Annotated in this window: 25 protein-coding genes; all 25 read right to left on the bottom strand. The window is 59.8% G+C overall.

Annotated elements, in window-relative coordinates; genetic code table 11:
• Positions 1-9 precede the first annotated feature (9 nt).
• Positions 10-408 (bottom strand): GPW/gp25 family protein, encoded by a 399-nt coding sequence (locus tag PD282_RS08820; protein WP_274650195.1) that lies wholly within the window; start codon positions 406-408, stop codon positions 10-12.
• Between the two features lie 17 nt (positions 409-425).
• Entirely contained in the window at positions 426-1142 is a 717-nt protein-coding gene (locus tag PD282_RS08815; protein ID WP_274650193.1) for a phage baseplate assembly protein V, read from the bottom strand.
• Positions 1139-2239: a phage late control D family protein gene (locus PD282_RS08810; protein ID WP_274650191.1), complete on the bottom strand. Its 1101-nt coding sequence runs from the start codon at positions 2237-2239 to the stop codon at positions 1139-1141. The genes PD282_RS08815 and PD282_RS08810 overlap by 4 nt, the downstream gene beginning before the upstream one ends.
• Positions 2240-2242: 3 nt before the next feature.
• On the bottom strand, positions 2243-2869 hold the full coding sequence (locus PD282_RS08805) for a CIS tube protein (RefSeq protein ID WP_274650189.1): 627 nt from the start codon (positions 2867-2869) through the stop codon (positions 2243-2245).
• 55 nt (positions 2870-2924) lie between these two features.
• Positions 2925-3959 carry a hypothetical protein gene (locus PD282_RS08800; RefSeq protein WP_274650187.1) on the bottom strand — a complete coding sequence of 345 codons (1035 nt, stop codon included), beginning with the start codon at positions 3957-3959 and terminating at the stop codon, positions 2925-2927.
• Positions 3960-6403: 2444 nt separating this feature from the next.
• Positions 6404-6643, bottom strand: a complete 240-nt coding sequence (locus PD282_RS08795; protein ID WP_274650185.1) for a hypothetical protein — start codon at positions 6641-6643, stop codon at positions 6404-6406.
• 776 nt (positions 6644-7419) lie between these two features.
• Positions 7420-7866 (bottom strand): phage tail protein, encoded by a 447-nt coding sequence (locus tag PD282_RS08790; protein WP_274650183.1) that lies wholly within the window; start codon positions 7864-7866, stop codon positions 7420-7422.
• Positions 7867-7874: 8 nt separating this feature from the next.
• On the bottom strand, positions 7875-8048 hold the full coding sequence (locus PD282_RS08785) for a DUF6760 family protein (RefSeq protein WP_274650181.1): 174 nt from the start codon (positions 8046-8048) through the stop codon (positions 7875-7877).
• A gap of 20 nt (positions 8049-8068) precedes the next feature.
• Positions 8069-8446 (bottom strand): phage tail assembly protein, encoded by a 378-nt coding sequence (locus tag PD282_RS08780; protein ID WP_274650179.1) that lies wholly within the window; start codon positions 8444-8446, stop codon positions 8069-8071.
• 147 nt (positions 8447-8593) lie between these two features.
• A complete protein-coding gene (locus PD282_RS08775) occupies positions 8594-9028 on the bottom strand; it encodes a phage tail protein (protein WP_274650177.1) in 435 nt (144 codons plus the stop codon).
• 62 nt (positions 9029-9090) lie between these two features.
• Complete coding sequence (locus PD282_RS08770) at positions 9091-10827, bottom strand: phage tail sheath family protein (RefSeq protein WP_274650176.1); 1737 nt, start codon at positions 10825-10827, stop codon at positions 9091-9093.
• A 195-nt stretch (positions 10828-11022) separates the two neighbouring features.
• Entirely contained in the window at positions 11023-11814 is a 792-nt protein-coding gene (locus tag PD282_RS08765) for a hypothetical protein (protein ID WP_274650175.1), read from the bottom strand.
• 13 nt (positions 11815-11827) lie between these two features.
• Complete coding sequence (locus tag PD282_RS08760; RefSeq protein WP_274655112.1) at positions 11828-12370, bottom strand: Pvc16 family protein; 543 nt, start codon at positions 12368-12370, stop codon at positions 11828-11830.
• A 175-nt stretch (positions 12371-12545) separates the two neighbouring features.
• Entirely contained in the window at positions 12546-14738 is a 2193-nt protein-coding gene (locus PD282_RS08755; RefSeq protein WP_274650173.1) for an ATP-binding protein, read from the bottom strand.
• 238 nt (positions 14739-14976) lie between these two features.
• Positions 14977-15627 (bottom strand): HAD family hydrolase, encoded by a 651-nt coding sequence (locus PD282_RS08750; RefSeq protein ID WP_274650171.1) that lies wholly within the window; start codon positions 15625-15627, stop codon positions 14977-14979.
• Positions 15628-16386 (bottom strand): class I SAM-dependent methyltransferase, encoded by a 759-nt coding sequence (locus PD282_RS08745; protein WP_274650169.1) that lies wholly within the window; start codon positions 16384-16386, stop codon positions 15628-15630.
• Positions 16387-16413: 27 nt separating this feature from the next.
• Positions 16414-16656: a DUF2164 domain-containing protein gene (locus tag PD282_RS08740; protein ID WP_274650167.1), complete on the bottom strand. Its 243-nt coding sequence runs from the start codon at positions 16654-16656 to the stop codon at positions 16414-16416.
• A 17-nt stretch (positions 16657-16673) separates the two neighbouring features.
• Positions 16674-17435: a phosphoribosylformimino-5-aminoimidazole carboxamide ribotide isomerase gene (gene hisA / locus PD282_RS08735; RefSeq protein WP_274650165.1), complete on the bottom strand. Its 762-nt coding sequence runs from the start codon at positions 17433-17435 to the stop codon at positions 16674-16676.
• 134 nt (positions 17436-17569) lie between these two features.
• Complete coding sequence (locus PD282_RS08730) at positions 17570-18928, bottom strand: DUF4269 domain-containing protein (protein ID WP_274650163.1); 1359 nt, start codon at positions 18926-18928, stop codon at positions 17570-17572.
• Complete coding sequence (locus PD282_RS08725) at positions 18894-19631, bottom strand: YjjG family noncanonical pyrimidine nucleotidase (RefSeq protein ID WP_274650161.1); 738 nt, start codon at positions 19629-19631, stop codon at positions 18894-18896. Before PD282_RS08725 ends, PD282_RS08730 begins: the two co-directional genes overlap by 35 nt.
• 26 nt (positions 19632-19657) lie before the next feature.
• Positions 19658-20365: an HAD family hydrolase gene (locus PD282_RS08720; protein ID WP_274650159.1), complete on the bottom strand. Its 708-nt coding sequence runs from the start codon at positions 20363-20365 to the stop codon at positions 19658-19660.
• 356 nt (positions 20366-20721) lie between these two features.
• Positions 20722-21897, bottom strand: coding sequence for a glycosyl hydrolase family 18 protein (locus PD282_RS08715; protein WP_274650157.1), 1176 nt, complete (start codon positions 21895-21897; stop codon positions 20722-20724).
• 102 nt (positions 21898-21999) lie between these two features.
• Entirely contained in the window at positions 22000-22323 is a 324-nt protein-coding gene (locus tag PD282_RS08710) for a nucleotidyltransferase family protein (protein WP_274655110.1), read from the bottom strand.
• Between the two features lie 54 nt (positions 22324-22377).
• A complete protein-coding gene (locus tag PD282_RS08705) occupies positions 22378-23442 on the bottom strand; it encodes an NAD(P)-dependent alcohol dehydrogenase (protein WP_274650155.1) in 1065 nt (354 codons plus the stop codon).
• Between the two features lie 366 nt (positions 23443-23808).
• Positions 23809-24822 carry an aldo/keto reductase gene (locus PD282_RS08700; protein WP_274650153.1) on the bottom strand — a complete coding sequence of 338 codons (1014 nt, stop codon included), beginning with the start codon at positions 24820-24822 and terminating at the stop codon, positions 23809-23811.
• Positions 24823-24900 lie beyond the last annotated feature (78 nt).

Below are 24900 nucleotides of genomic sequence, written 5' to 3'. Positions count from 1 at the left end.
CCTTTTGCGTTATTTCGTCCCTTCATCCAAATAGAAGGGGTACACCTGATTGAACAGGTTGTTCGTGCTCCGGACGACGTACGAAACGTTCAGCAGCAGCCTGCCCGGCGCCGCCTGATCCCGGATCGCCCGCACCTCCACCTCGTGCACGCGGGGCTCCCAGACCCGGATCGCGTCCAGGACGTCGGTTTCCAGCAGCCGCAGCGTCGTTTCGTCTGTCGTCTCGAACACGAACCGCCGGATGCCGCAGCCGAAATCCGGCCGCATGGCGCGTTCGCCTTTCGATGTCGATAAAATGATGCGGATCGCCTCGGCGATGTCGTCCTCATGCTCCGCCATTTTAATCCGGCCGGTCGTCCCGTCGACCTCGATCGGAAATTTCCACCCTTTTCCCAAAAAGGAGGCCATGCGCTCACCTTCCCGCTTTAATTGATTTTGACCAGCGAGCCTTTAATGTTGACGATGCCGTCCGACTTGATGTCGACCGTCGCACCGCCCTTGAGGCTCAGCGCCGCCTGCGCTTCAATGTTAACCTGCGCCGATTTGACCGTAATGGACTTGCCGCTTGACAGCGTAATGTCGCCTTGGCCGGTAATTTCCAGCTTGGTGGATGAGCTTTTGACCGTGACGTTGCCCGCGCCCGAGCCGCTAATCGTGACGTTATGGTTGCCGCTTTGGTCGGTCAGCTTGATTTCGTCGTTCTGGTCGGCGAACTCGATTTTATGCCCTTTTTTCGTCTTGACCGTTATTTTCTCGCTGCCGTCCGAATCGTCAAAAATCACCTCGTGCCCCGAACGCGATTTGATTTTGCGAATGTTGTTTTTCTCATCCGCCCCGGAAGGTGCCGGATTCGTCTTGCTCCATAAGGAACCGATGACGTAAGGCTGGCTGAAATCGCCCATATGGAACGCCACCAGCACCTCGTCGCCGACCTCGGGAATGAACAGGCTGCCCCGGTCCTTGCCGCCCATAAACGTCAAGGTGCGTGCCCAATCGGACTCTTGCTCGATTTCCCGGTGCGGAAATTTCAGCTTCACCCGTCCAAGCTTCTCGGGGTCGTTGTTATTCGTCACGACTGCCAGCATAACGCCTTGCACGAAGCCGGACTCGTCCCTTCCCCCGCTGCCCATGTCGAACATCATATCGCATTGCCCCCCACTTCGAACGACGTCAAATACCCGGAAGCCGAAATGCTGTGACTGACCTGCTTCAAATACATCGGCTGATTGAATTTGGCGCCGAGCCCGTCCAGCTTGATATAGCGGCCGGCACGAATTTCCGGGATGCCGATGCTTTCGCCGGAGCCCGTCACGAGATCCATTGCGCGCTCGTTCATGAGCGCATTCGCCAGCTCCTGCGCTTCCTGCATCGTGCGGCTGTTCGTATAGACGTATTCCTTCGTATACGAGGCGAGACCGTTCATGATGTCTTTCCCGGTTCGCGAGTTCGTCCCGATAATGTCGATCTGGCCGGCCTGCGCTTCGATCGCCTGCGACGTTTTCATATCGAAGCCCCGCACGATCACCTGGCTGACCTGGTTCGAAATGTCGACGCTGGCCGAGTAGCTGCGCAGGTTTTTGCCGTACATAAGCGTCAGGACCGGCGTCTTCGATTGGTTAGGCTTGCGGAAAAACAGCTTCTTGCCGACGACGAAAAAATCATAATCGTTTTCCTTGGCGAGCGCATTCATGAACTGAAAATCGTTCATCCGGATCTGCTCGATGATCGGCTTTGTCACCGGCGTGTCGTCGACCGTAAGCGTCGCCCCGTATTTCGCACCGATCGCCTTGACGACGTCGCTGTCCTTTTTCTCTTTCCACGAATTGGAATGCGACCCTTTCATCATCAAAAAAGAGATGTCCATGCCGGTGACGCTCACGGTCGGATTCCCGTCTGCCGGATAATCGAGTGCGACGGACGTGATCAGGCCGTAAAAAACCGTCTCCAGCTTATCCGCGTAGCCCATGCGGATTTCGGTGTATTTGCCGACGGCAAGCAGCGTATCGACCCACTGAAACTCACGCCGGACCGGATCGAATGCGTTGTCGACCGTAAAATGGAACGAGTCGGCTTTCTTGTCCACCGTCGTATCGACCTTGATCGACGAGATGGCGACGCTCTGCCGGATCAGGCTGGTGCCGTCGATCATGACCTCGAACGCAGGGGCGAAGAAGCCGCGGTATTTTTGCTCGAGCGCATCGAAGGTGTACGTGCTGTTATCGAATTTAACGTCCGCCATTGATCAATCCAGCCTCGGAATAATAATTTTGCGTCCGGTCTGAAGCCGCCGGGGATTGTCGATGCCGTTTGCCTCCGCGATCGCCCGCCACTCGCCCGGGGCCTCGTATTCCGCCGCCGCAAGCATCCAGAGCTGATCGCCCTGGGCCAGCATTCTGTGCTTGGTCCGGTCCGCCGATTGGCGCGGAATGTTCTGGTACTGCTCCTTCATGCTCTGCAGCGCGCGGAACGATACGGAAAGCGTCGCCCGCACGGGCAGCCCCGAATCCAGAAACATCGTAAACTTCTGCGATACGCGTTCGACGACGCCCTTGAAATCGAGCGAGCCCCACACGAAACGGCAGCTCGGCGGCGCGTGCAAATCTTTGTCGACCTCGAGCAGCTTGGAAATTTTCGACGTCTTCAGGCGGACATCCGTTCCCTGTTCATAGGAATCGAAAAAGAGCTCCATGCTGAGCGTCGTCGCTTCGCCGCTGATAAACTGGGCGATTGGCGTCTGCAGGCCCGGAATCGTCTGCCAAGCGAATTTGTTGGACGACTCCAGCGCGTATTCGCTCGGATTGAACAGCACCTCCAGCTCTTCATCGCCGGTGCCGCGGTTTACGATGATTTTCGCTTTTTTCAACGCCATGCTTCATGCGCTCCTTCACGAATGCCCGAGCCCTTGACCGGTGAGCCGAGCGCGGTTAAAAGCCTCTGCGCCGCTGCTCGAATTTCATCTTTTTCTCCAGCGCTTTGTACACGTTCTCCGCGATCACGTCCGGCTGAAGCTGCGGCAGCTGCGCCAGCATTTGCTGCAGCTGCCGGGCGTCGAAGCCGGGCGTCGCGCCCTGCGGCGGCGCAGCGGCTACCGGCGCGGGCGAGGCCGCGGCGGCCTGCTTCGCCGCGTGCAGCAGCGTCGCCGGCGGCCGCATGTTGACCGCCGGCGGCGGCGCGGGCTGGCGGGCGGCCGCGGTGTAGTGCATCGCAAGCGCGGGATCCGCCGCGCCTGCGGATTGCGCGCGCGCGTCCGCCGGCGCGGCGGCAGCCGGCGCCTGCGCGCGGCGCCGCACATCGGCCGCGAGCGCCGCCGCGCGGGCCGTGCCGCTGCCGGCCGCGCGCTGCGCGAGGCGCGGCGGTGCCGCGGCCAGCCCCGGCGCGGACGTGCGCTGCGCGAGGTGCGATGGCGCCGCTGCCAGCCCTGGCGCGGACGTGCGCTGCGCCTGCCGCGCAGCCGTCCGCGAAAGCGCCCCTGCCGGCGGCGCCGTCGCAGCCGCTTTTGCGCGAATCGCGGCCACGGCGCCATCGGGCGGGGCCGCGACGGCTGCGCGCTGTACGAGAGGCTGCCATACTTTCAGCGCCTGCCTTACGGCATCGGTGCGATATCCATGCCCAACCGATATCGCAGCCGGTCCCGACGCTCCCGTACGAAGCTCGTGCCGCGGCGTCCTCGGAGCCGGTCCAGCCGTTCCTGAGAGTGCCCCTTGGTTCAGCGTCAGGGAAGGCTGTCCCGCAACACCGGTTCTCCGGCTTGGCTCTGTTCGCGGCTGCCGCGCAGCGTCGGATTGAAAGCCATGCAGCATGGATGCCTGCTCTTCGTCGCCGGAACGAAACGGGTTCACAGCATAACGCGTAACAAGGGATGCCGTTAATCGCAGCGAAGCTTCGTCCCGGAATGAAGCCAGGCCCTCGTGCCGCCAGCCGCCGGATTCGCGCAGAGCGCGTATCAACTGAACCGGCATTGAATCGTTCCTGTGACGGACCGAACGAGCAGACGGTAATACAGCTCTTGATGAAATGTTTTCGCGTTCCGTACGATGGATATTCCCGAAACCACTTTCCCGCTGCGGTCCAAATGACCGGGCGAAACGATGGACGCCGGATAACCGACCTGCCGATACTTTGGCTCCCGCGATGAAACGTCCGATAAGCGGGCGAACCCCCATTGAACCGGCCTGGTATTGATCCGCAATTGCTGCGGCTTCTGCTGTCCCGGTATCAGCCTGCCGCTGCCGACCTTTTGCCGGACTAAACGGCGAACCGGTCCGCTGCACTATAATCGTGCTTGTTTCAGCAGAATCCTTACGGCGGTATATGCCGGCTTTGTCTCTATGTCCCGTTTCCCTGATGAGGTTCTCTACTCGAAAAACGCCGTTAACCCGTTCCGCGATCCGCTTGAAAAATCCGGTTTGTCCGTTCTCTCTGTAATCAAGCAGCAAATCCGGGCGTCTACTCAGCCGGTCGTTTTCTCTATAATTCAATACTTCGCGCTCAAAAGGCGCCGCCAGCACAGCGGCATCTGCACGGCTCCGCCTTCCGGCATTTGCTGCGCGAACAAGGTCATCACCTGTTCCGCGAACACCTGTGCCCGGCGGCGACAAGCCTCCGTTTTGAGCCGAAAAGTGCTGCGGCTGCGGGCCGGCAGTCGTTCTATGAAGAAGTGGCTTAACCTTTGCAACCGTTTCCGTCGCGACGCCCCCCAGCGTCCTGCGGTTGGATAAGATAAGCCTTTGAAGTCGCTCTATCATCGGCTGTCCGCCTCGATAACGGATCTCCATATGCCGTTCAACCGGACCGGTCCGGACGGTCCGCCGAAATGCACCGGCTATTTCTCTATTCGAACCGATGATATCCTTGCGTAAAACGGCAGCCGTTTCCTTCGCAGCAAGCCCTTCCGTACGCGAACCGGATGCGCCGCGTCGTGCCCGTTCGTACTGCCCCAGCCTGTGTCCGCTGTCTTCCCGGGTGCTTCCGTGCGTCCAATCATTCGCTCCCGAATCAGTTCTTGCATCCGGTCGGCCTGCGTCCTCGGAACGTCCCGTATGTACGGCACGGGTGGATTCCCGGTGCAGCATAAAGGTCGGTTTTAAACGCGAAACGGCCTGAACGACAATCCGTTTTACGCCAGGGCTTCCGAACATGACGGTTGGTGTCTCTTCGTCGCGCAAGCCCTTTCCCGTCTTGGCTAAAAAGACGCTCACCGCCGTTATGGCAACCGTTCTGCCTTGAATCTCGCGGATTAGCCTTGCGATACGAGAACCGCCGAAACTTAAACTGCCGGACAAATCGGCCTGATCCCGGGATGCCTGCCTCTTCCGGTTCGGGAATAAAGGCGTACCGGATCCGGGCAACCGGCGATGTACGGGAATCGTTTCACCGCTTCCGCCCGCCGGACCGGGATTTGCAGGCTCCGCATCGTTTCGAGGCCGGCCGACTAGCTCCGTGAGCCGAACGGAAGTCCTTCGCAGACCCGGCTCCGGCAACGTTCCGCGCGAACTCGTCGTCCCGGCGTCTCTCGATGCCTGATCCCGCATTATGCTCTTAGATGCAGGCATTGAGCCGCTAGGGAGAAAACCGCCTGACATCCGCGCCGGATTGACCTGTCCGCCGGCAGCCTGCGCGGTACCTCTTTGCGCCTGACTTCCGAGCGCCGAACGGTCAGGCGACGGGCTTATCGCTCTGCGCACTCCTGCCAACCGCTGCCGCAAAGCCGGGGAGCTCCAGGGCGGAGCCCCGTCGCCCAACTCTCTCTTCAGCACCAGCTTGACTCCGGTTTGATCGGATGACGAGAGACTCTCTTCCGTTCTTGGCTGCTGCCCTGCAGAAACGCGGCTTAGAGCTGCATTCGGTTGAATCGGCCGCATCCGGCCGGCTGCCGGTAATGCAGAGGAAACTGTACTAGGATCAGCTGAGCTTCTCCCCGCATCGCCATATTCCGCCTTTCGCCGCACGCCTTCAGGTCTGCGAGAGGCTGATCCGCGAAGGGCGTCCGAGCCCTTGCCAGACGAAGCAGCTCCGCGCAAAAAACGGGCGGAAGCAGCGGCGCGCAATGCGTCAGCCTGCCAGACAACATCGTAGCGGTTCCCGTTTGTTGTCGTAAAGCGCCATATAAAAGCGTTCGCCGGGTTCCGCTCCGGCATCGCCGGCGGCCTCCATACCAGCCGCGATGGCGAGGCTGCGGCCCGCTCGCCGGTCTCTCCTAAAAATCGGCGAAGCCGGCTGTATATTGCTTGCGAATACGAGCCCCGCCCCACACGATTTTTCCAAGCCAAACCGGCTCCTGCAGCGGACGCTCCCGCCGCTTCCCTCAAAACGCGGGATGTACGGCCGCCCGGTTCAGCCTCATTAAACCGTCGGCCGGTCGAAGCAAGCCGGTCCGCATCTTCCGCTTCCAATTCCGGCGCCTCTAGGTTAGAAACTCGCCTACCGATGTTTGCCGTAAGGCCGGGCCGCGTCTCCGCGGTCTGATCGATACGGCGCTGAACTGCGCCGCCTGAACCTCCTGCGCTTGCAGAACGGCCCGCTCCGCGATCCGGCGCATCGTCCTCTCCTGTAGGGTCGGTACCGGCAGCTCGTCTGTCTTTTGTACGATCATTGCCGCGTTCAAAGGAACCATTCCCGTTTTGTCCCGGGCTGCTCCGAACATCACGGCCATCCCTCGACGAACCGTTGTCCGGATCCGGCTTCTCACGGGCATTCCCGGAAGGCATGACGTCTCCGGTATTTTGCGTCCCGGGCCTTTCCGCCCAACCGGATTCGTTCCCCCGTGCCGAAAAACTTAATTGCGCAGGCGTTACCCGATCGTTCCGTCCAGAGTCCGCTTCCCGCTGCCAGCCATCGCGACCGTTCGCACGGCTTGACGCCGCCCTGTGCAGATCGGGCCGGTCCACAAACTCCCCTGAAGGCTCTCCTGCCAGCCTGACGAGACGTTCGACAAGCCTCAGCCATTCCCGCTCCCGATGCTCTCGCTGCAGATGCAATGGAACCAGCAGTTGAAGCTGCAGCTGCAGCCGTACCTGCCGCATGACGGATACGATAGAGCCGGCAGGGGGCATGGCGCGGTAAGGCGACTCGCGCAGTGTCAGCGCAAGCCGTTCCCGGCCGTCGCGGCGGACGAACCGGTATTTATCGCGGATTGCCATTGCGAACAAGGCGTGGCGCGCCGAGCCGAGCCGTCCCGGCTCCTCGCCGGATTGCTCACCCGGGGTTCCGCTGCCCTTCCGGTTCATTCGCCGCCCCCCTTCCGTTTATCGGCAGTCCTTGCCGTTTCCATGAAGCGCGACCGCCGCATGTATTTCTGTTCGTATTGTTGATTTCATGTTCGTTTCTGTTCCTATGTTGATTTCATGTTCGACTAATGATTAATGTTTGTTCAATTACTCGGACATGCATCTTCCAAGTCCATCTCTCCGAGCGAAGCTGCTACGTTTTAAAAATCGTCTTCAAGCCGTTATGCACCAGCTCGACGGTTTCGATCGCAACGCCGCTGGAGGCAGCGTTGAGCTCCGGTCCACTCCATTTTACCGGGTATGCCTCGAAGAAATTCCACCTGCACAGCTCGTCGCCGGAGAAATGCTGCAGGATGATCGCGCCGCTTTTGCGGACGATCGTTCCCGCCATCGCCTGCGCATACCAGTCCCATAGCTCGCTCGAGCTCGTCATACCCCGTTTCAGCACGATCGGCGAAAACTTCGACGCCTTCGGCAGCCGGTGAACGTAACCGTTGACGCCGCCCTCGCGGTATTCTTCAAATTCCAGCTCCGTCTGCAGCCCGCTCACCTCGGTAAAACCGCCCGCGAGCATGCCGTCTAGCTCCACCCAAAAGCGGAACACGCCTCCGATCGGGTCCTGCTGCGTCAGCGCACTCATGCTAGCCTTCACCTCTTGTTAAAAACGTCGAATACGTTCTGCTTGTCCGGTTCATCGTTCAGCTTCCGGTTGATGCGCGAAATTTCCTCGCACCACCTGCGCCGCTCCCGGTGCTCCATATTCATGATGTCGTCGTGCGCCCAATGAAAATAATAGGCGATAAAGCCCGCTTCCTCGTACAATCTGTCGATCGGATAGCCCGTTAAAGGCTTTCCGTTACGGATAAAAAATCGACGTCCACCTCGAAATCGTGCTCGCATTTCGGACACAAGGCCTGCACCTTCGGCGCTTCCAAGTCATTGATCTGCCGGTACACGTTTTGCAGGTAGGCCAAATCCGCCGTAAACAGCTTCTCGATCACCTTCGTATCGATATGCTTCAAATCGCCTAAACGCGTGATGACGCGAGCGAGCAAAATGAGCGTCAAATAACCCGGATTTTGCTGTACGCGCGGATCGCGCATCGGTAAAATTTCGTCCGCCGCCGTCGCCAGCCGTATGACGCCGCGCTTGTGCAGCGTCCCGCTGTCGTCCACATAGCCGCGGGGCAGCTCGAATTCGTACTCGGTTTGAAACGCCATGCCTGTTCCACCGCCAATCCAATTGAATGTATTCTATTATTCCAAGAGCGGAATGGAAAACGCCGAAAACAAGAGATGCCCGGAAGGCTTGATGCCGCCTCGCCGCCATCCCTTGTTCTCGCATACCGCTTTTCTGCGTTGAAGCTTTTAAGCCGTGCGGGTCATTCCTTCGTGCGCCAGCTCGAGCAGCTCGATGGCGACCTCGGCTCCCGTACCGTTGAAGCTGGGCGCCGTATATTTGACCGGCCAGGCTTCGATGACCTGCCATGTCGCCACGTCGGAGCCTTCCTCGTCGATCGCGACGATGGTGACCGTTTTCCGCTCGATGGTGCCCTGAATGCAGTCCTGCATCCAGTCGTACATGTCCATCGAATCGGTTGCGCCCCATTTCAGCGAAATGTTGCCGTATTTGGCGAGTCCCGGGAGCTTGCGGGGCGTAATCACTTCGTTGCCTTCACGGTATTCGATCACGTCGAGCGACGCGTCGAAGCCCGACACCTCGCTGAAGCCCGCCTGCTGAATGCCTTCGACTTCGATGCGGAATCTAAAATTGCGGTATGGATCATTGCGTTCGCCTGGCATGGAAATCCCCTTCCGTTAAAATGGATGAACGTCGGCATCGTCTACCGGAAAGCCCGGCGCGATTATTCGGAACCCGTCTTCTGCGTAATGCGGAAGATGACGAATTCGGCAGGCTTCACCGGAGCGACGCCGATCACGCAGATCAGGCGGCCGTTGTCGATGTCGTCCTGCGTCATCGTTTCGCGGCCGATATTGATGTAGAACGCTTCCGACGGGCTGTTGCCCATCAGGGCTCCGTCCCGCCATACGCGCGTCAGGAACGCGTCGATCGTGCGCTGCACGCGGGCCCACAGCTGTTCGTTGTTCGGCTCGAAGACGACCCAGTTCGTGCCGTTCTTGATCGATTCCTCGAGAAAAATGAACAGGCGCCGCACGTTGACGTATTTCCAGAGTCCGTTCGACGAACAGGTCCTTGCGCCCCATACCCGGGTGCCCTGCCCCGCGAAGTTGCGGATCAGGTTGACGCCGACCGGATTCAGAATGTCCTGCTCGCCCTTGTTATACTGCACATCCAGCCCGGAAACGCCGCGAAGCACCTCGTTCGCCGGCGCCTTCTGCACGCCGCGGGTCTGGTCGGAACGGGAATAAATGCCGGCCACGGTGCCGGACGGCGGGATAAATATGTTCCGTTTATCGAGCGGATCGAATACCTGCACCCAAGGATTGTACATCGCGCAATAGCTGGAATCGAAAATGTTGCGATGCGTCATGACGTCGGCCACTTTCGTTTTCTCGCGCGGGATGTCGAGGACTGCAAAACGGCTGCCGAGATTCTCGCAATGCGCCACGAGCGACAGCTGCACGTTCGGGTCGGTTACGCCCGGAACGGACATGATGCTGACGACGTCGTTGTCGATAAACGCCTGGATCCCCGTCCGTTTGCCCGGTCCTCGGTCTTCGCCGATAAAATCGGAGGCCGACAGATTCGCAAGCGAACCGTCGCTTCCGCCGCCGAATACGACATCATGCTTGCCGGCTGTTTCCGGCTGGCCGGAAATGACGGTAAACGGTGCGGCCGGCTCGCCTGCCGACCCTTGCGTCAAATCCGTCACGGCGACGATGTTGGAGCGGGCGAGTATTTTATCGACGTGATTCGGCGCCGCCACGTTGAGCGACAGCTTTTCGAACGTTTCGGCTTCGTCCCCGTAAAAAATATGCATCGTAAATTCGCATGTCGTCAGCACCTTCGAAGGGAGCAGCTGATTGTCGACGACGTCGCCTTCAAGCGCGGCCTCCAGCTCGATCAGGTTGTCCTGCGACGATACGACGCGGCCGTATTGCTTGTCCTGTCCGTCGTCGAACGCGACGACGTCGCCGGGATTGAAGCCCGCGCTGTTCTTGACGCGGTACCGCTTCGATTCGCCGGGCGTGCCGAGCACTTCGTAAATCTGCGTTTTCGCCTTGCTGGAAGGAACGATCGCGGCCCGGATCTGGTTCCCCCACGTACCCGGATTTTTCGCCTGAACGGCCAGCACCGAGGCTTCGGAGGTTATGTTGGCGGCCGGCTTGGCGTCGGACGGCGCAACGCGCATCACGAAGCAGCGGGAGCCGCCGTTCACGAAAAACTGATCGACCGCATAGGCAAGGAAGCGGTACGATCCGAAGGCATTCTCGGATAAATACGTGCCGAACGTGCGCTGGAAATCGGCGATGCTCGTGATGAGCTGAGGCAGCCCTTCCACGGCGCCGCGCTGCGCAAGCCCGATAAACCCTGCCGTACTTGTGCTTGCACCCTCCAGCGGCTGCGCGCCGCTGTCAAATTCCTCGACGTACACTCCTGGCGATAAATATTCTGCCATATTCCCCGGTTTTCCGATCCGGCGGACGCTCATGCGTCACTGGCCCACCGCAGTGGCGGCCGCTTGCGGACGCAAAACCAGTTCCCCCTCCCGTTGCGAGTTTAATTTAAGATAAACTGATGCACCTGCGTACGCCTAATCGGCGGCGCCGGCGACCAATAAACCTACCGGATGTTTGAAAAATTTGCCGAGCGGTTAATGAAGTACGAGAGGACCGGCGACGTTGATGCGCCCTTCGAGCAATCGCAGCGTTTCCTTCAACCGGAGACGGCCGCCGGATTCCGCTTCGAGCGAAATCGTAAATTCCGGCGTCTGTACAGCAGGCCTGAACACCAGCCGGACAAAACCGTTCGCGTCCGCATCCGCTTCCATTACCGGCAGCAGCAGACTGCCTTTCGAAATTGCGGCAGCAAGCGGCTCGTCCAGCCGGATGCGCCGGTCTTCCGGTCCCATGCCGGCCAGACGGCACCGGTCCAAGATCTCGCCCTCTCGGGTGCGGATCAGGTAGCAGTCGCCCGGAGCCGGTCGGCCGGCAACGGAAAGCGCCTCCAAAACGGCCGCGCCCGCCGGGGCGTCTGCGGCTATCCGCGCGCGGGCCGCCCTGTCGTCCGTCATGACGGCGCTTACGGCGGCGCCGGATGCCCTCCTGCCTTCCGCATCTGAAAACGTAAGGTCAAGCGCGGTAGCGCCGGACGGCAGCGGGTAAGCGCGGCCCGGCATAAGCGATACCGCTTTGATCGGATTGAGGGGATTCAGCGTTGAAGGATCGATCCTCAGCGTCTTCGCGGCATAGATCGGCGATTCGATCCTGACGACCGCCGCTCCGGGAGCCAAATCCGAAAATACCCAGATTCCTTCCCGCTTGACGACCGGCTTCCGGGACGTCCCTGCGACCCGGACAGTTACCGAGGAGGGAGAAGGCGCAAGACCCGTGAACGCGTCGCGTACGACAAGGGCAAGCGAACACCGGGAAACAAATGTCCGCAACGAAATCTCCTCCTCAAGTCCGGTTTTTGTCTTCCAGCCGGATATGCCGCTCCACGACTCGCGTCGCGGACTTGATGCGCGTGGAATCGATCAGGACAGGCCCGACGCGAATCGGGACCGTCAGCCTATACGGCGTTTCGCCGAAGTTCCACATGCCGGACAGTGCATCCGCGGAGAGCGGCTCCAGAGCGACGCGGAGTTCTTCTCCGCTGTCCGCTAATGAGCCTTGTAAATAAGGGGTGCGCACGATCGCATGGTCGTACATTATCTGAAGCGCCCGGCCGATAATCCGGTGCTCGTCGAGCGTGCGCGATTGCAGATCGGCATTCGAATAAGCCGTTAGTATGTAATGTAAATCCACCGCCATCGGCGGGTGCTGCAGCATGCCGTTCCCCCGGGGAAGCGGCTCGTTTCTTCGGGACTCGCCGTTCTCGGATACGCGGTATAAGTAGAGCGTCAGAACAAAGTCGCCTTTATCGGCAGGCGAAGCCATCCCGATCAGCTCCGGCTGCGCCACCGGTTCCGGCGTCATATTGTCGCGCAGAAGCTTGAGCAGCGAAGCTCCCGCATCCGCAACTGCGGAATAAGTTCCGATTGCGATTCCCTCCGATTGTCCCGGGCTGGAAGTCCGTTTCTACTACAGAAAAATCCATTTTTCATCAAACGATATCCCTATTATAGCTCCTATTTTGGCGGATGACCACGAAAAATTGCTTCAATCTGGCAATTTTTTAGAAGAAGCCGTCCCATTCGCCGCCCACTAATATTTTCCCGGATTTCCGCAGCTCCTGCCGTGCGGCGGCGACGAGCTCGCGCATGCCGACGCGGGTGCCGGCGGAAGCCGCCATGAATGCGGCCGTGAGGACGATGTTCTTGATATTGCCCCCGGCAACTTCGATTTTCGACGCGAGCGCCGCAAAATCGACATCATCCGACAAGGGCGTCGCGGAAGGGATCATCGACCGCCACAGCTTCTCCCGGTGCTCGGCGTCCGGAAACGGAAATTTGACGACGATATTGATGCGGCGCAAAAAAGCGTCGTCGATATTTTGCTGGAAGTTGGTTGCCAGAATCGAAACGCCCTCGTATTCTTCCATCTTCTGCAGCAAATAGGCGGTCTCCACGTTGGCGTATTTATCGTGCGCGTCCTTGACCTCGGAGCGTTTGCCGAAGAGCGCGTCCGATTCGTCGAAAAATAGGATCGCGTTCGTTCGCTGCGCCTCCTGAAAGATGTCGTGCAGGTTTTTTTCGGTTTCCCCGATATATTTGCTGATCACCTGCGACAGGTCGATTTTGTACGCTTCAAGCTGCAGCACGTTGGCCGCCACTTCGGCCGCCATCGTCTTGCCGGTGCCGGGAGGCCCCGCGAACAGCATGCTGAGCCCTTTGCCGTAGGACAGTTTCCGGTCGAACCCCCAATCGCCGTATACGCGCCGGCGGAAGCGCATCATGTCGCAGGCCTGGCGGAGCAGGCCGAGCGGCTCCGGAGGCAGCACAAGATCGTCCCAGGTGTAACGGGGCTTTAATTTCCGCGCCTTTTTCTCCAGGTCATGTCGAATCTGGGCCAGCGCTCCCGCTTCAAAATGGCGGGCCGTCGGCACCTCCGCGTCTTCCCGCCGCGCATGAAGCCGCGCATGCTGCGCCGCCCGCTCGATTTGCCCCGGCGTCAAGCGGAACTTGTCCGGCAGCCCTCCGATTTCCGCGCTTTTCCCGCCGCCCCGCGCCTGCCAAAACAGCCGCTGTTCTTCCGCCGACGGCAGCGGGATTTCGGCCTGCATGAAAACCGCCTCCTCCGGGAACGGGAGCTCCGAATAATGGCACCGCTCCTCCGACAGCCATACGATCGGTTCGCTCCAGCCGTGAAGCCATTCCCGCAGCCGGTTCCGGTGAGGCGCGAGGTCGCTCTCCGTCTGCGTCAGCCGTTCGCCGCCCGCAAAAGCGACGATCGCGCCGGTCAGCCGCGCTTCACGGAGCAGCCGGCGCACATGCAGCTCAAGCCGCCTGCCGTCGCCCTCCAGCGCGGGGAGCCGCAGCAGGAGCAGCGGCATGCCGAGATGCCGGGCAAGATGCTTGGCGTGCAATCTTTTTCCCGACCCTTCAGGCCCCCACAGGTGGATGATGGGACAGTCGCCCTCCGTATCGGCGCCGTCCGACCGCCGGCTGCGGCAGTGAAGTTCGGCGAATCTGCGCATTTCGCGCTGCAGCGGCTCTCCGACGAGAAGCGGCGGCAGTTCGCCGTCCGCATTCGGGTCTGCGGGATCGAACCGTTCGGCCAGCCCGGACAGCCTGCCGTCGAACGGCTCCGTTTCCAGCAGAAACGAAACGGTACGGGCATCCAGCTTGAGCAGCCGCGAAATCGTCGAAAACGCGGGCTCGTTCTCCTGCGGCTCGAGCAGCCAACGGACGAGCGGACGGTCGGCACGGAAGGCGGCCCTTGCCGCGAGCCTCTCTTCGCCGCCAGCGCAAAGCAGCCTCAGCGCCAAATCGACCGTCGGCTGCTTACAGGTCACGTCGTCCTGCATAAAACCGAACAGCTTCTCGTATTTACGGTCAAGCTCGGGCGCCAGCGCCAGCACGACGCAGCGCCGCTCGAACGGGCTCAGCATCAGACGCTGCGCCAGGCGCACAAGCGGGGGCGGATGGCCGGCCTCCGCGCTTCGTTCGAGCCGCTTCCCGATCAACAATTCCAGCTCCCCGATCTCGCGCTCCATCGCGGCAATAGCGGGCGGCAGAGACTGTGAAGGGCCGCTTTCCGCCTCAAGCAGCCTGCGCACCTCCTCGTCCGTAATGAGCAGGCCGCGCATCGGATCCAAAGGATTGTCGTCCTCGAGCTCCATGCGGCACCGCAGCTTAAATTCGATTTTCCGGTCGAGCAGGCGCATTTCGTCCGCCCAATGCTCAGCCGCCGTTTGATAGGGTTGCATTCGCTCACTACTCCGTTCGACAAGATTCTCAGCTCTATTGTAAATAAAAAAAGAGTTCTGTTGCCAGAACTCTTTTTACGAAAATGGCAGTATTGATTTCGCGCATACTCCTCTGCGAAGTCGATTTTCATAATTGGACAGCCATTTGTATCCCGTTTCGCAAACGAAATCAAGCAAGCCCGCGGGAACTCGCCCGCGGGCTTGCTTGTGATTGCACATTTACATTACGCACGCCGGGTCATCCAGCCAGTAACATTTTCTTTAACGCCGCGATGTCCGGCGCATACGCGGAAGCCCCGGCTTCCCGCAGCTCCCGCTCGCTGCCATAGCCGTAGCCAACACCGATGCCGGCGACGCCGTTATTGCGCGCTCCGACGATATCGTGCTTCCGGTCGCCGATCATGGCGGCGCTGCCGGCCTCGATGCCGAACTCGCCCAGCAAATGGGCGATCAGCTCGGTTTTATCCGACCGCGTGCCATCCAGCTCGCTGCCGCCGATATGCTCGAAATACGCGCCGATGCCGAAATGATCCGCAATCCGTCCTGCATAAACGGCCGGTTTCGAGGTAGCGATCAGCAGCCGGAAGCCGGTATGCTTCAGCTCCTCAAGCAGCTCCGGGACACCGGCGTAAAGCTCGTTCTCGAACAAGCCCTTTTCCGAAAAATATTCCCGATAATACGAGACGGCTCGCGCAGCCTCAGCTTCCGAAAAGCCGAAACGCTCCCGGAAGGAGCCGGCAAGCGGCGGGCCGATAAACGGTTTCAGCCGGTCCGGATCGTCCACGTGAATCTCGAACCGGCGAAGCGCGTAAACGATCGAATTCGTAATGCCTTCCTTCGGATCGGTCAGCGTTCCGTCGAGGTCGAACAGCAGCGTCCTCAGCCTCACTTACACCTTTCCCGTATAAAGCTCGGATTCATAGCGGAAATAGACATGTCCGTCCGTTTCGAAGCGCTCGAACAGCTTCTTCAGCTTGGCGACGAACGGTTCGTATTCCGCGCTGCCGGGAAGCGGAACATAAGAGGACGAGGCGGACCGCCCGAGCAGACCGTCAAAATCGAAGCGCTGCTCGTTCGCGAACGTCCCGAGCCGGTATTCGCCTCCACGGAAAAACGACCTGAACTGCTCTTCCCCGAGACGGGTATGCTTGACCTCGTTGTAATCCGCCGCAAATTCCAGGATCAGCTCGTCGTATGCCTTGGAGAACGGGTCGCCTTCGACGATGCGTTTGTTCCAGACCAGCGCTGCCGTGCCTTCCGGCTTCAATATCCGCGAAAATTCCTGCCGGGTCTGAACCGGCTCGAACCAATGAAACGCCTGGGCCGATACAACGCAATCGACGGAACCGGCACTCAGCGTCGTCCGCTCCGCCGAGCCTTCGACGGGCGTAAACCGTTCGAATTCGCCGAGAGCCGCCTCGGCTTCTCCCCGCATTTCCGGGTTCGGCTCGACGGCATAAACCCGGCTTCCGCGCTCCAGCAGCAGCCGGGTGAAAATGCCTGTGCCGGCGCCCACGTCGGCGATCGTGCATGCGGCCGGCTCAAGCCCGGCTCTTTGATACAATGCATCAACCAGGGCGGCGGGATAGCTCGGACGGTATTTCACATAAAGCTGCGCCCGGTTTGAAAAACGCACCTTGCTGTCCATTTGTTCGGTCACGCTCCTTCTCATTCGTTAAACTTTGCGCTCCAGCGCGTACAATTCGTCCTCGAGCGAGGCGGCGCTTTGCAGGACGGCCTGCCGCGCATCCGCAATCGCTTTGTTGTACGCGTAAGGGGCGATTTCCCGCAGCATGAAATCGACGAGTTGTTCGGCGCTCACGCTCCCGAGCTCCTCGGACCGTTCCTCCGCGTAAAAAGCGATCAGCGCCCGGACAATGCGTTCCTTTTGTTCCTTCGGAAGCTTGATCGGAACCATGGACGTAACCTCCTCCTTCACCCGATCCGGCGGAAATAATCGATGACTTCTTCGTAGGACTGTGCGCCGCCGAAGAGGTCCAGCGCGCTGCCGATCGTGATGTCCAGCCTGCCGCCCGTCAGCTCGCGAAACAGCTCCACGTCCGCAAGGGACCGCGCGCCGCCGGCATAGGTCGTCGGAATCGGCGTCCAATCGGCAAGCTGACGCACCAGCCCTTCGAGAATACCGGTTCGCTTGCCTTCGACATCGACGGCATGCACCAGGTATTCGCTGCAGCTTCCGGCGAGCTCCCGCAGGTTGTCCGCGTTCACCTCAAAGCTGCTGAACACCTTCCATTGGTTCGTCACGACGAACCATTTTCCGTCCTTTTGCTTGCAGCTGAGGTCGATGACGAGCCGGTCCTTGCCGACTTCGGCGGCGATCCGGTGCAGGTTGTCCGCATTCAGCTCCCCGTCGCGGAAAATATACGAGGTGACGATGACATGCGAAGCTCCCGCTTCCAAATAACGCGCCGCGTTCTCGGCCGTAATGCCGCCTCCGACCTGCAGGCCGCCGGGGTATGCCTTCAGCGCCCGCAGCGCCGCTTCCTCGTTGCCCCCGCCGAGCATGATGACATGTCCGCCCGCCAGACCGTCACGCTGGAAAAGCTCCGCATAGTAGCTGGAATCCAGCTCCGAAACGAAATTTTCGACGACGCCCAAGCCGCCGGCATCCAGCGTTTCACCGACGATTTGCTTTACTTTACCGTTATGCAGATCGATACAAGGCCTGAATTTCATGACGTTCAACCCCAACCTTCACAGATGTCTACTCCCATTGTAGCAGAAACTGCCGCCTCTCCGCACATACCGGTACTAATAATTCCCAGCCCTTCCGTCCTCTTTGCCCCATCCCGGTATCGGAACTCGTTGCGCTACAGCAGAAGCGCCAGAAAACGGGCGACTCCCTGCTCGCGGTTCGACAAGATCGTGGCCGTCGCCTCCCGGATTAACGCTTCGTGCGCATTCGCAACCGCATATTTCTCGTCGGCGGCCTCGAACATGCCGAGATCGTTCAAATTGTCGCCGAAGCAGACCAGCTTTTCCGCTTGTACGCAGCGCTTGAGAAAAAGCGCCGCATCGCGTTTGTTGGCCCTTCGCTCGGCAAATTCGAGCCAATGGAAGCCCGGCGCATAAATATCCGGACCGAAATGGGCCATCACGCGGGGGCTATGGCGAAACGCCTCGAAAGAAGGAGTCAGCTTTACCGGCAGGTCGATCGCATTGACGGAAACGACCGACTCGCGAAGGCCCGCGTCGAATGAATCAACAAGGCGGAATCGCCGGTCCCCTCCGCGAAGACGGCTCGATATATACGTCTCTTCTCCCGAATTAAATACGCCTTTGTAATAAATGTGCGGCTCCATGCTTTCGTCCATCGTATACAGGAGCGGATGAAGGCCGCTCCGTTCGTAATGTTCGATGATGTCCTGCGCCGATGCGGAGTCGAGAAAACAAGTCCGGATGTTTCGCCCGGCGGCCGGGTCGAAAATAAAAACGCCGTTAAAAAACGCGATCGGCAGCTGTAATCGAATGTCTTTCAGCAGCTTAAAGGCGGATTCGAAGGAACGGGCCGTCGCCACCGTAAACAGATGCCCGCGATCGATCAGCGCATTCAAAATTTCGGCCGTCTCCGCGCCGATCCGCTGCTCCTCGTTCAGCAGCGTGCCGTCCAGATCGGACAAATAGAGGGTTTTCACCCGCCTTCTCCTTTCCATTGGCGGTCGAGCAGCGCAAACAGCCGGTCGTCCGGCAGCGCGTATAAGCCGAGCACCTCTTCGTAAGGGTCGCCCGGGAGCCCGAGCACCGCCGCGAATGCCGGCTCCGTTTTTCAGCCCGGCCTTCCTGAGCGACAGCACCTCTTCCCGGAAAGGCTCGCCAAGCCGTTCCAGGATGCGGCGCTCCGCCTCCATATGCCGCCAGCCGTTCTGCCGTTTCACGGGAAGCGGCTGCGCAAAAAGCTCCACCGGCCAGCCGCTGCATACGAAACGTGCCGTGCATCTGCGAAGTCCTCGGACAACGCGCTCGCTTAGTTCGAAGCCGGATAATTGCGAAAACCGCTCCGAAACCGCCGCCCGAAATGCGCTAAAATCGTACGCCTCGCATAAAATGTCCAAATCGCTGCCCTCCACGGCAAGATCGATCGGGAACGTTCCGGCAAGCCTGGGTCGGAACGCCGCAAGCTGCAGGAGCAGCTGGTCAGCCGTCGATCGCCACCCCGGCAATCCGGTCATGAGCGGCCCCTCCTCCCAAGATTCGGTGCAGCTCCGCAAGCGCGCCGATCGTATAGGCCGGCCGAATATGCGGCTCAAGCGGCTTGCCGAGCGGATTGTACAGGCAGAAATCGATGCCCGCACCGGCGGCGCCCGCGTAATCGTCCTGCAAGGAATCCCCTACAAAAAGCGCCTCATGCCGCTCCACGCCCAGCATCCGCAGGGCATGGCCAAAAATTTCGGGCTGCGGCTTATAGAAGCCGACCTCGTCGGAAATGAACAATTGCTCGAAGTACCGGTCGAGCCCGCCCGTCTCCAGCCTGCTCCGCTGCGCCTCGCCGATCCCATTGGAAACGGCCCCCAGCCGGTAGCTGCCCTGAAGGCCCGCAAGCAGCTCCGGCGCGCCGTCCAGCAGGTGGCACGTTCGGCTGAAAAGCTGCCAGTACGTGTCCGCTACCGCTCTTGCGAGCCTGCGGTCGCCGCCAAGCCTGTCGAACGTGTCGCCGAACGATAACTCCAGCACATCGCCGATGAGCAGCTTGCGCTCGACCCGCTCCATCCAATACGTGAAATTGATCGGCGCGAAGACGTTCCGGAACGCCAGCCATTCCTCTTCCTCCGCGTACAACTCGTGCTGCAAGGTCGCCCGGCGCATGGCGTCCCGCTCGCTCCGGTCGTAATCGAGCAGCGTGTTGTCCAAATCGAACAAAACGACTTTATACATAGGCAATCCTCCCCTAACAAGCCGATTCAAAGCAGATCGAACAGCTCGCGCAGCGTATCGACCGCCGCGTATGGAACAACCTTAAGCGACTCCGGCCACGGCTGGTTACGCCGCAGCCAAATCGTCCGCATGCCGGCGGCGTCCGCTCCGCCCATGTCGTTCACCGGATGGTCGCCGATGTAGACCGCTTCTTCGGGAGCGACGCCAAGCCCGTCAAGCGCCAGCCGAAAAATGCGGAGGTCCGGCTTTTTCACCCCGGCCTCCTCCGAAACGGCGATAAAATCGAAGCTCCCGCGAAGCGAGAGCCGATCGATTTTGCCGTATTGAATGGCGGTCCGGCCGTTCGTTATGAGGCCGAGCTTGTACTTCGGGCGGCAGCGGGCCAGCAGCTCCGCCGCCGTCTCCATCAGACGCGCGCTGCAGACGTAATGCTCCCGGTAAAATGCCATCAGTTCTTCGGCCGAGCCGGGCCTGCCGCTCCACTTTATCGATGGCGAGTTCAGCAGCTCCGTAAACAGCTCGCGTTTGTTTTTATAACCGTCCTCGTCGGCGATCCGGATCTCTTCGATCATCGCCTCGCGCTCGTTTGCAGACGCGCCATCGCCATAACGGTCCAGCAGCTTTTCCGTAAAAAGCCGGAAGGTCGCCGTCCGGTCAAGCAGCGTGTTGTCGAGATCGAACAGCACCGCCTTGACCTGAAGACGCTCGCGTCCCGGCCGCATAACCACACTCATCCGCGTGTCTCCCATCCTCCGCAACTTGCTTGCGACCCGTTTAGGTCCCATTTTATCGGCAAGTTCTCCCATTGGCAATAAGCCTGGAGGGAAACCGCATAGGAAATACACGGATTCATCGTATCGGTGAAAGCCGCAAGAAAACTGCCCGGTTGGAGCATTCCTGCGCGGATCGGGATGAAAGTGAAGCGAGGCCGACGGGGGTTCCAGGTGGGAGATCGGTTCGCGGCGAAGGATACGCAAGCGCCTGTCATCCGTCCTGCAACGAGGAAAAAAAAAGAAGGAACCGGATGCGATAAATCGCTAGTCCGGTTCCGGTAAGGCCGTTGAGGCGGCTCGGTTAATGGCTCACACTTTCACTTGACCGCCGAAGCTTTTCGGATGTAAAAATTGTCGCGGAGCAGACTCCAATTTTGCGGAAAAGGTTCTCCAAGGACCCAATACGCTACGCCCCGAAGCTTATATTGCTTGATCAGATTAAATTTGGCCTGCATGCTCTGTTCGTTTTCAAACCAGACCTCATGCTGCTTGCCTTTAGGGTCCGTGTAATTAAAATGCGGGGCTTGTGCGGCGTTATCGTATTGCACGCTGGCGCCTTCCTTGACCGCTAAATCCGCGGCTTCCTCCGGTGCGATTCTTTTGGCCCATGGACCGCCTTTCCGGTACGGCAGCGTCCAATCATAACCGTACAAGGGCGCTCCCATGACGATCTTATGGCGCGGAATGACGGAGACGGCATAATCGAGAACCTGGCGAACTTGAGGAATGGGAGCTACCGCCATCGGAGGACCGCCGGACCATCCCCACTCATAGGTCATGAGCACGACGAAATCGGCGAGCTCTCCATGTCTTTTATAATCGTGGGCGCCGTGCCACGGACCGGCCTGCTCGCCGCTCGTTTTTGGAGCGAGGGCGGTCGATACCGGGTACCCGGCATTCCTGACGAGTGGGATAATCGTCTCCAAAAACCCGTTATACAGCTCGCGGTCCGCGGCCCGGATATGCTCAAAATCGATGTTCAACGCTCCAAAGCCTTTCGCCTTCATGGTTGTCAACACGCTTTGAATCAGACGCCGGGAGACCGCTTTATCCGTAAAAACGCGGTGGGCGATAGCCGGCGAGAAATTGCCTTCCATAAAATTGGTGACGACCATCATCGGGACGGAGCCGGACCGTTTCGTCGCTTGAATCGCTTTGGCGTCGTTCAGTCCGATCAAATCGCCGCTTGGCTTCACCCGATAGCTGAAAAAGGCGACATAGGATAAATGATCGCCTACGTTCTTCACTTCTTTGACAGCCGGGCCCGATTCGATCGGCTCCAGAAACCCGACGGAGGTTACGGAACGTTTCTTGGACTCGGTTTGCAAAGGGCTCATTTCATTGCCTTTTTGATTTGGCGTATTGATTTGATAGGCCCTTGACTGCGGGTTGGTTTGCTCTTTCGCATCGGGAACGGCCTGCTTTCGTACTGTGCCTGCGCAGCCCGGTAGGATGAGCAGCATTACCAGCAGCGCGCTTATCGCTCTTTTCATTCGGACAGCTCCTCCATTTTTATTAAGCTGCAGCTTATTCTTCCATTCGAGGAGCTGAACTATGCAGTTTTTGGCGAGCGCGCATGAATAGCTGAAAAACGGTTATTGCTTTACGTTCGCTGAGGGTTCATCCCAAATCACTTTCAGCAGCGGCCATTTGTCCAGCCACTTTTTCGTTTCGATGCGGCGCCTGAACGCTTCCGCGTCGGCGAAAAGCGGACTGCGCCGGACGGTCAGCCCGAACAAATCGTCCAATCCGTACGGACAAACGATCTGCAGGCTGCCCGCTTCATCCAGTCGAGCGCCCACCGCCGTCGCGGTTTCCGGCCATTTGTTCATAGCGTCGGCGGAGGAACGGTACGGACGGTCACCGTTACGGACGTGCATCCGAGCCTGATTTTTGACCGACCAACGCCGTGCCTTAATGCCGAAAAAAAAACCATCCCGGGCCCGGATGGTTTAATCTGCGGCGATAGCCGCTTATTCGTTGGGATACACGACAACCTTCAGGCTGCCGCTTTTGTTCGTCCGCGCCCGCTCCATCGCCTCATGCGTCCGGCTCAGCGGATACCGGTCCGTAATGAGCGACTTCGCGTCGGCAATGCCCGACGACAGGAAGGCGATGCCGCTCGGGTACGTGTTGGCATAGCGGAATACGCCGTAAATATCGACTTCGTTGTCGGCGATGTACGGAATGTTGAGCGGGATCTCCTGCTGCGCGGGCAAGCCCACGATAGCCATCTTTCCGCCGCGTTTCAGCGAACCGAGCGCCGCCTGCAGCGCCTGCGGGCTGCCCGCCGTTTCCCATGCGACGTCGACGCCGGCGCCGCCGGTCAGCCGCTTGATTTCGTCGACCGCATTGCGCTCGCGCACGTTGATCGCTTCCGTGGCGCCCAGCCGGAGCGCCGCCTCGAGGCGAATCGGCTCCAGGTCGCTCACGTAGATTTCGCGCGCCCCGAACGCTTTGGCTGCAACCACCGCCATCAGCCCGACCGGGCCCATGCCCATGATTGCGATCGACGAGCCCGGCTTCAGCCCCGTCCGCTTGGCGGCATGAATGCCGACCGAGAACGGTTCGTTGAGCGCCGCTTCTTCGAAGCTCAAGCTGTCCGGAATCGGAAACAGGTTGTCTTCGCGCATGAGAATATACTGCACGAACGCTCCGTCGACCGGCGGCGTCGCCAGAAACTGCACGTCCGGGCACAGGTTATAGCGCCCCTGCTTGCAGGCGTCGCACCGTCCGCAGACGATGCCCGGCTCCACCGCGACGCGGTCGCCGACCTGAAAGCGCTTGGCGCTGCTGCCGACGGCCGCTACCACGCCCGCGCATTCATGCCCGAGAATAATCGGCTTCTCGACGACGAACCTCCCGATCCGGCCATGCTCGTAATAATGAATGTCCGACCCGCAGACGCCGACCGCCATCACCTTCACCAATACTTCGTCAGGCCCCGGCTTCGGTACGGGTACTTCTTGAATGACGATTTCGAGCGGCTTCGTCATGACCGCCGCTTTCATAGTTGCAGGAATATTCGTATGATCCATGATCGCTTGCTCCTCTCCCTTAACGCATGACGGAATCAAGTGCTTCTTTCGTTACGGCCGGTCTCTCCGGCGAAGATATCAACGTCAGCTCCCTGCCGTACGTTTACGGCCGGGACAACCCTATTATAGCCGATTTGCCGCAGCGCTGTAAGCATTCCCATAAGATTGACAGGCTGCCAGACGCGTCGGCGGCCGAGCGAAACATCGGACGATCGACTGCAGCAGCAGCAGTACATTCGGGATCGACGGCAGCGGCTGCAGCGGCACATTCGGGATTAAAGCGATGCGGCCCAGCGAAAAAACAGCAGCGGCGAAATCGTTATTCCGCCGGCTGCTGCCGAAGACTGCTACTTTTTGCCCGCCGCTTTATTTTGTCGCTTCCGGCACGCGGCCCCGACGCTGCTGGTTCTCCGCGCCGAGATCGTATGGATAGCTGACCGGCACTTCGCTTACGTCGTTCAGCCGCTTGATCTGCTCGGCGGTTAATGCCGTGCCGCTCGCGCCGAGATTGTCTTCCAGCTGCTCCACGTTCCGGGCGCCGATAATCGGCGAGGTAATGACCGGATTGGCAAGCATCCAGCTGAGCGCCGCTTGGGCAGGAGTCAGCTCCGCTTCACGGGCGACCTCGATCAGCGTTTCGATGACGTTCCAGCTGAATTCATTGTCGTGCCGCTTCCAGCTTTCCTCGCTGTCGCCGACCCGCGTATTTTCCGGCGGCTTCATGCCCCGGCGGAATTTGCCGCTCAGCCATCCGCCGCGCAGCGGGCTCCATGGGATGACCCCGATGCCCTCATGGGCGCACAGCGGCAGCAGCTCGTATTCGGTCGCCCGGCAGAGCAGGCTGTACTGCGGCTGCAGGCAGACGTACGGATCCCAGCCGTTCGCCCGGGCCGTATAAATCGCCTTCTGGAGCTGCCAGGCGCGGTAGTTGCTGACGCCCGCGTAGCGGATCACGCCTTTGCGCACCAGATCGTTCAACGTGCTGAGCGTCTCCTCGAGCGGTGTCATCGGGTCCCAGGCGTGAACCTGGTACAAATCGATATAGTCCGTTTGAAGCCGCTTCAGGCTGTCCTCGACCGACGACAAAATATGCTTGCGGCTGAGGCCGATATCGTTCGCTCCATCGCCCATGCTGAAGCGCACCTTGGTGGCGACAACGAAGTCGTCCCGGCGTTTGCGCTTCAGCCAGCCGCCGACGATTTCCTCCGATACGCCGCGCGAGTATACGTTCGCCGTATCGATGAAATTGCCGCCCGCCTCCGTGTAGCGGTCCATGATGCGCTCGCTTTCCTGCTTGTCGGCCGAGCTGCCGAACGTCATCGATCCGAGACAAAGCTCGCTCACCTTTAAGCCCGTTTTTCCCATGAACCGGTATTCCATTTCGAATTCCTCCTTCAGGAATGGTCAGGATAATTGCCGCTGCATGCGATGCAGCAGAACGGCATGCGGCTGCCTTGA

The sequence above is a fragment of the Paenibacillus humicola genome, from assembly GCF_028826105.1.
Lineage (GTDB): Bacteria > Bacillota > Bacilli > Paenibacillales > Paenibacillaceae > Paenibacillus_Z > Paenibacillus_Z humicola.
This window is presented reverse-complemented; position numbering and strand designations above follow the sequence as displayed.

Coding starts and splice junctions, on each gene's coding strand:
- PD282_RS08715 (WP_274650157.1), bottom strand. CDS start 21,897: ATGAAAAGAGCGATAAGCGCGCTGCTGGTAATGCTGCTCATCCTACCG.
- PD282_RS08770 (WP_274650176.1), bottom strand. CDS start 10,827: ATGGCAGAATATTTATCGCCAGGAGTGTACGTCGAGGAATTTGACAGC.
- PD282_RS08790 (WP_274650183.1), bottom strand. CDS start 7,866: ATGAGTGCGCTGACGCAGCAGGACCCGATCGGAGGCGTGTTCCGCTTT.
- PD282_RS08755 (WP_274650173.1), bottom strand. CDS start 14,738: ATGCAACCCTATCAAACGGCGGCTGAGCATTGGGCGGACGAAATGCGC.
- PD282_RS08725 (WP_274650161.1), bottom strand. CDS start 19,631: ATGTATAAAGTCGTTTTGTTCGATTTGGACAACACGCTGCTCGATTAC.
- PD282_RS08730 (WP_274650163.1), bottom strand. CDS start 18,928: ATGACCGGATTGCCGGGGTGGCGATCGACGGCTGACCAGCTGCTCCTG.
- PD282_RS08800 (WP_274650187.1), bottom strand. CDS start 3,959: ATGCCGGTTCAGTTGATACGCGCTCTGCGCGAATCCGGCGGCTGGCGG.
- hisA (WP_274650165.1), bottom strand. CDS start 17,435: ATGAAATTCAGGCCTTGTATCGATCTGCATAACGGTAAAGTAAAGCAA.
- PD282_RS08805 (WP_274650189.1), bottom strand. CDS start 2,869: ATGGCGTTGAAAAAAGCGAAAATCATCGTAAACCGCGGCACCGGCGAT.
- PD282_RS08810 (WP_274650191.1), bottom strand. CDS start 2,239: ATGGCGGACGTTAAATTCGATAACAGCACGTACACCTTCGATGCGCTC.
- PD282_RS08740 (WP_274650167.1), bottom strand. CDS start 16,656: ATGGTTCCGATCAAGCTTCCGAAGGAACAAAAGGAACGCATTGTCCGG.
- PD282_RS08780 (WP_274650179.1), bottom strand. CDS start 8,446: ATGGCGTTTCAAACCGAGTACGAATTCGAGCTGCCCCGCGGCTATGTG.
- PD282_RS08820 (WP_274650195.1), bottom strand. CDS start 408: ATGGCCTCCTTTTTGGGAAAAGGGTGGAAATTTCCGATCGAGGTCGAC.
- PD282_RS08815 (WP_274650193.1), bottom strand. CDS start 1,142: ATGATGTTCGACATGGGCAGCGGGGGAAGGGACGAGTCCGGCTTCGTG.
- PD282_RS08700 (WP_274650153.1), bottom strand. CDS start 24,822: ATGGAATACCGGTTCATGGGAAAAACGGGCTTAAAGGTGAGCGAGCTT.
- PD282_RS08745 (WP_274650169.1), bottom strand. CDS start 16,386: ATGGACAGCAAGGTGCGTTTTTCAAACCGGGCGCAGCTTTATGTGAAA.
- PD282_RS08775 (WP_274650177.1), bottom strand. CDS start 9,028: ATGCCAGGCGAACGCAATGATCCATACCGCAATTTTAGATTCCGCATC.
- PD282_RS08720 (WP_274650159.1), bottom strand. CDS start 20,365: ATGAGTGTGGTTATGCGGCCGGGACGCGAGCGTCTTCAGGTCAAGGCG.
- PD282_RS08795 (WP_274650185.1), bottom strand. CDS start 6,643: ATGTTCGGAGCAGCCCGGGACAAAACGGGAATGGTTCCTTTGAACGCG.
- PD282_RS08705 (WP_274650155.1), bottom strand. CDS start 23,442: ATGGATCATACGAATATTCCTGCAACTATGAAAGCGGCGGTCATGACG.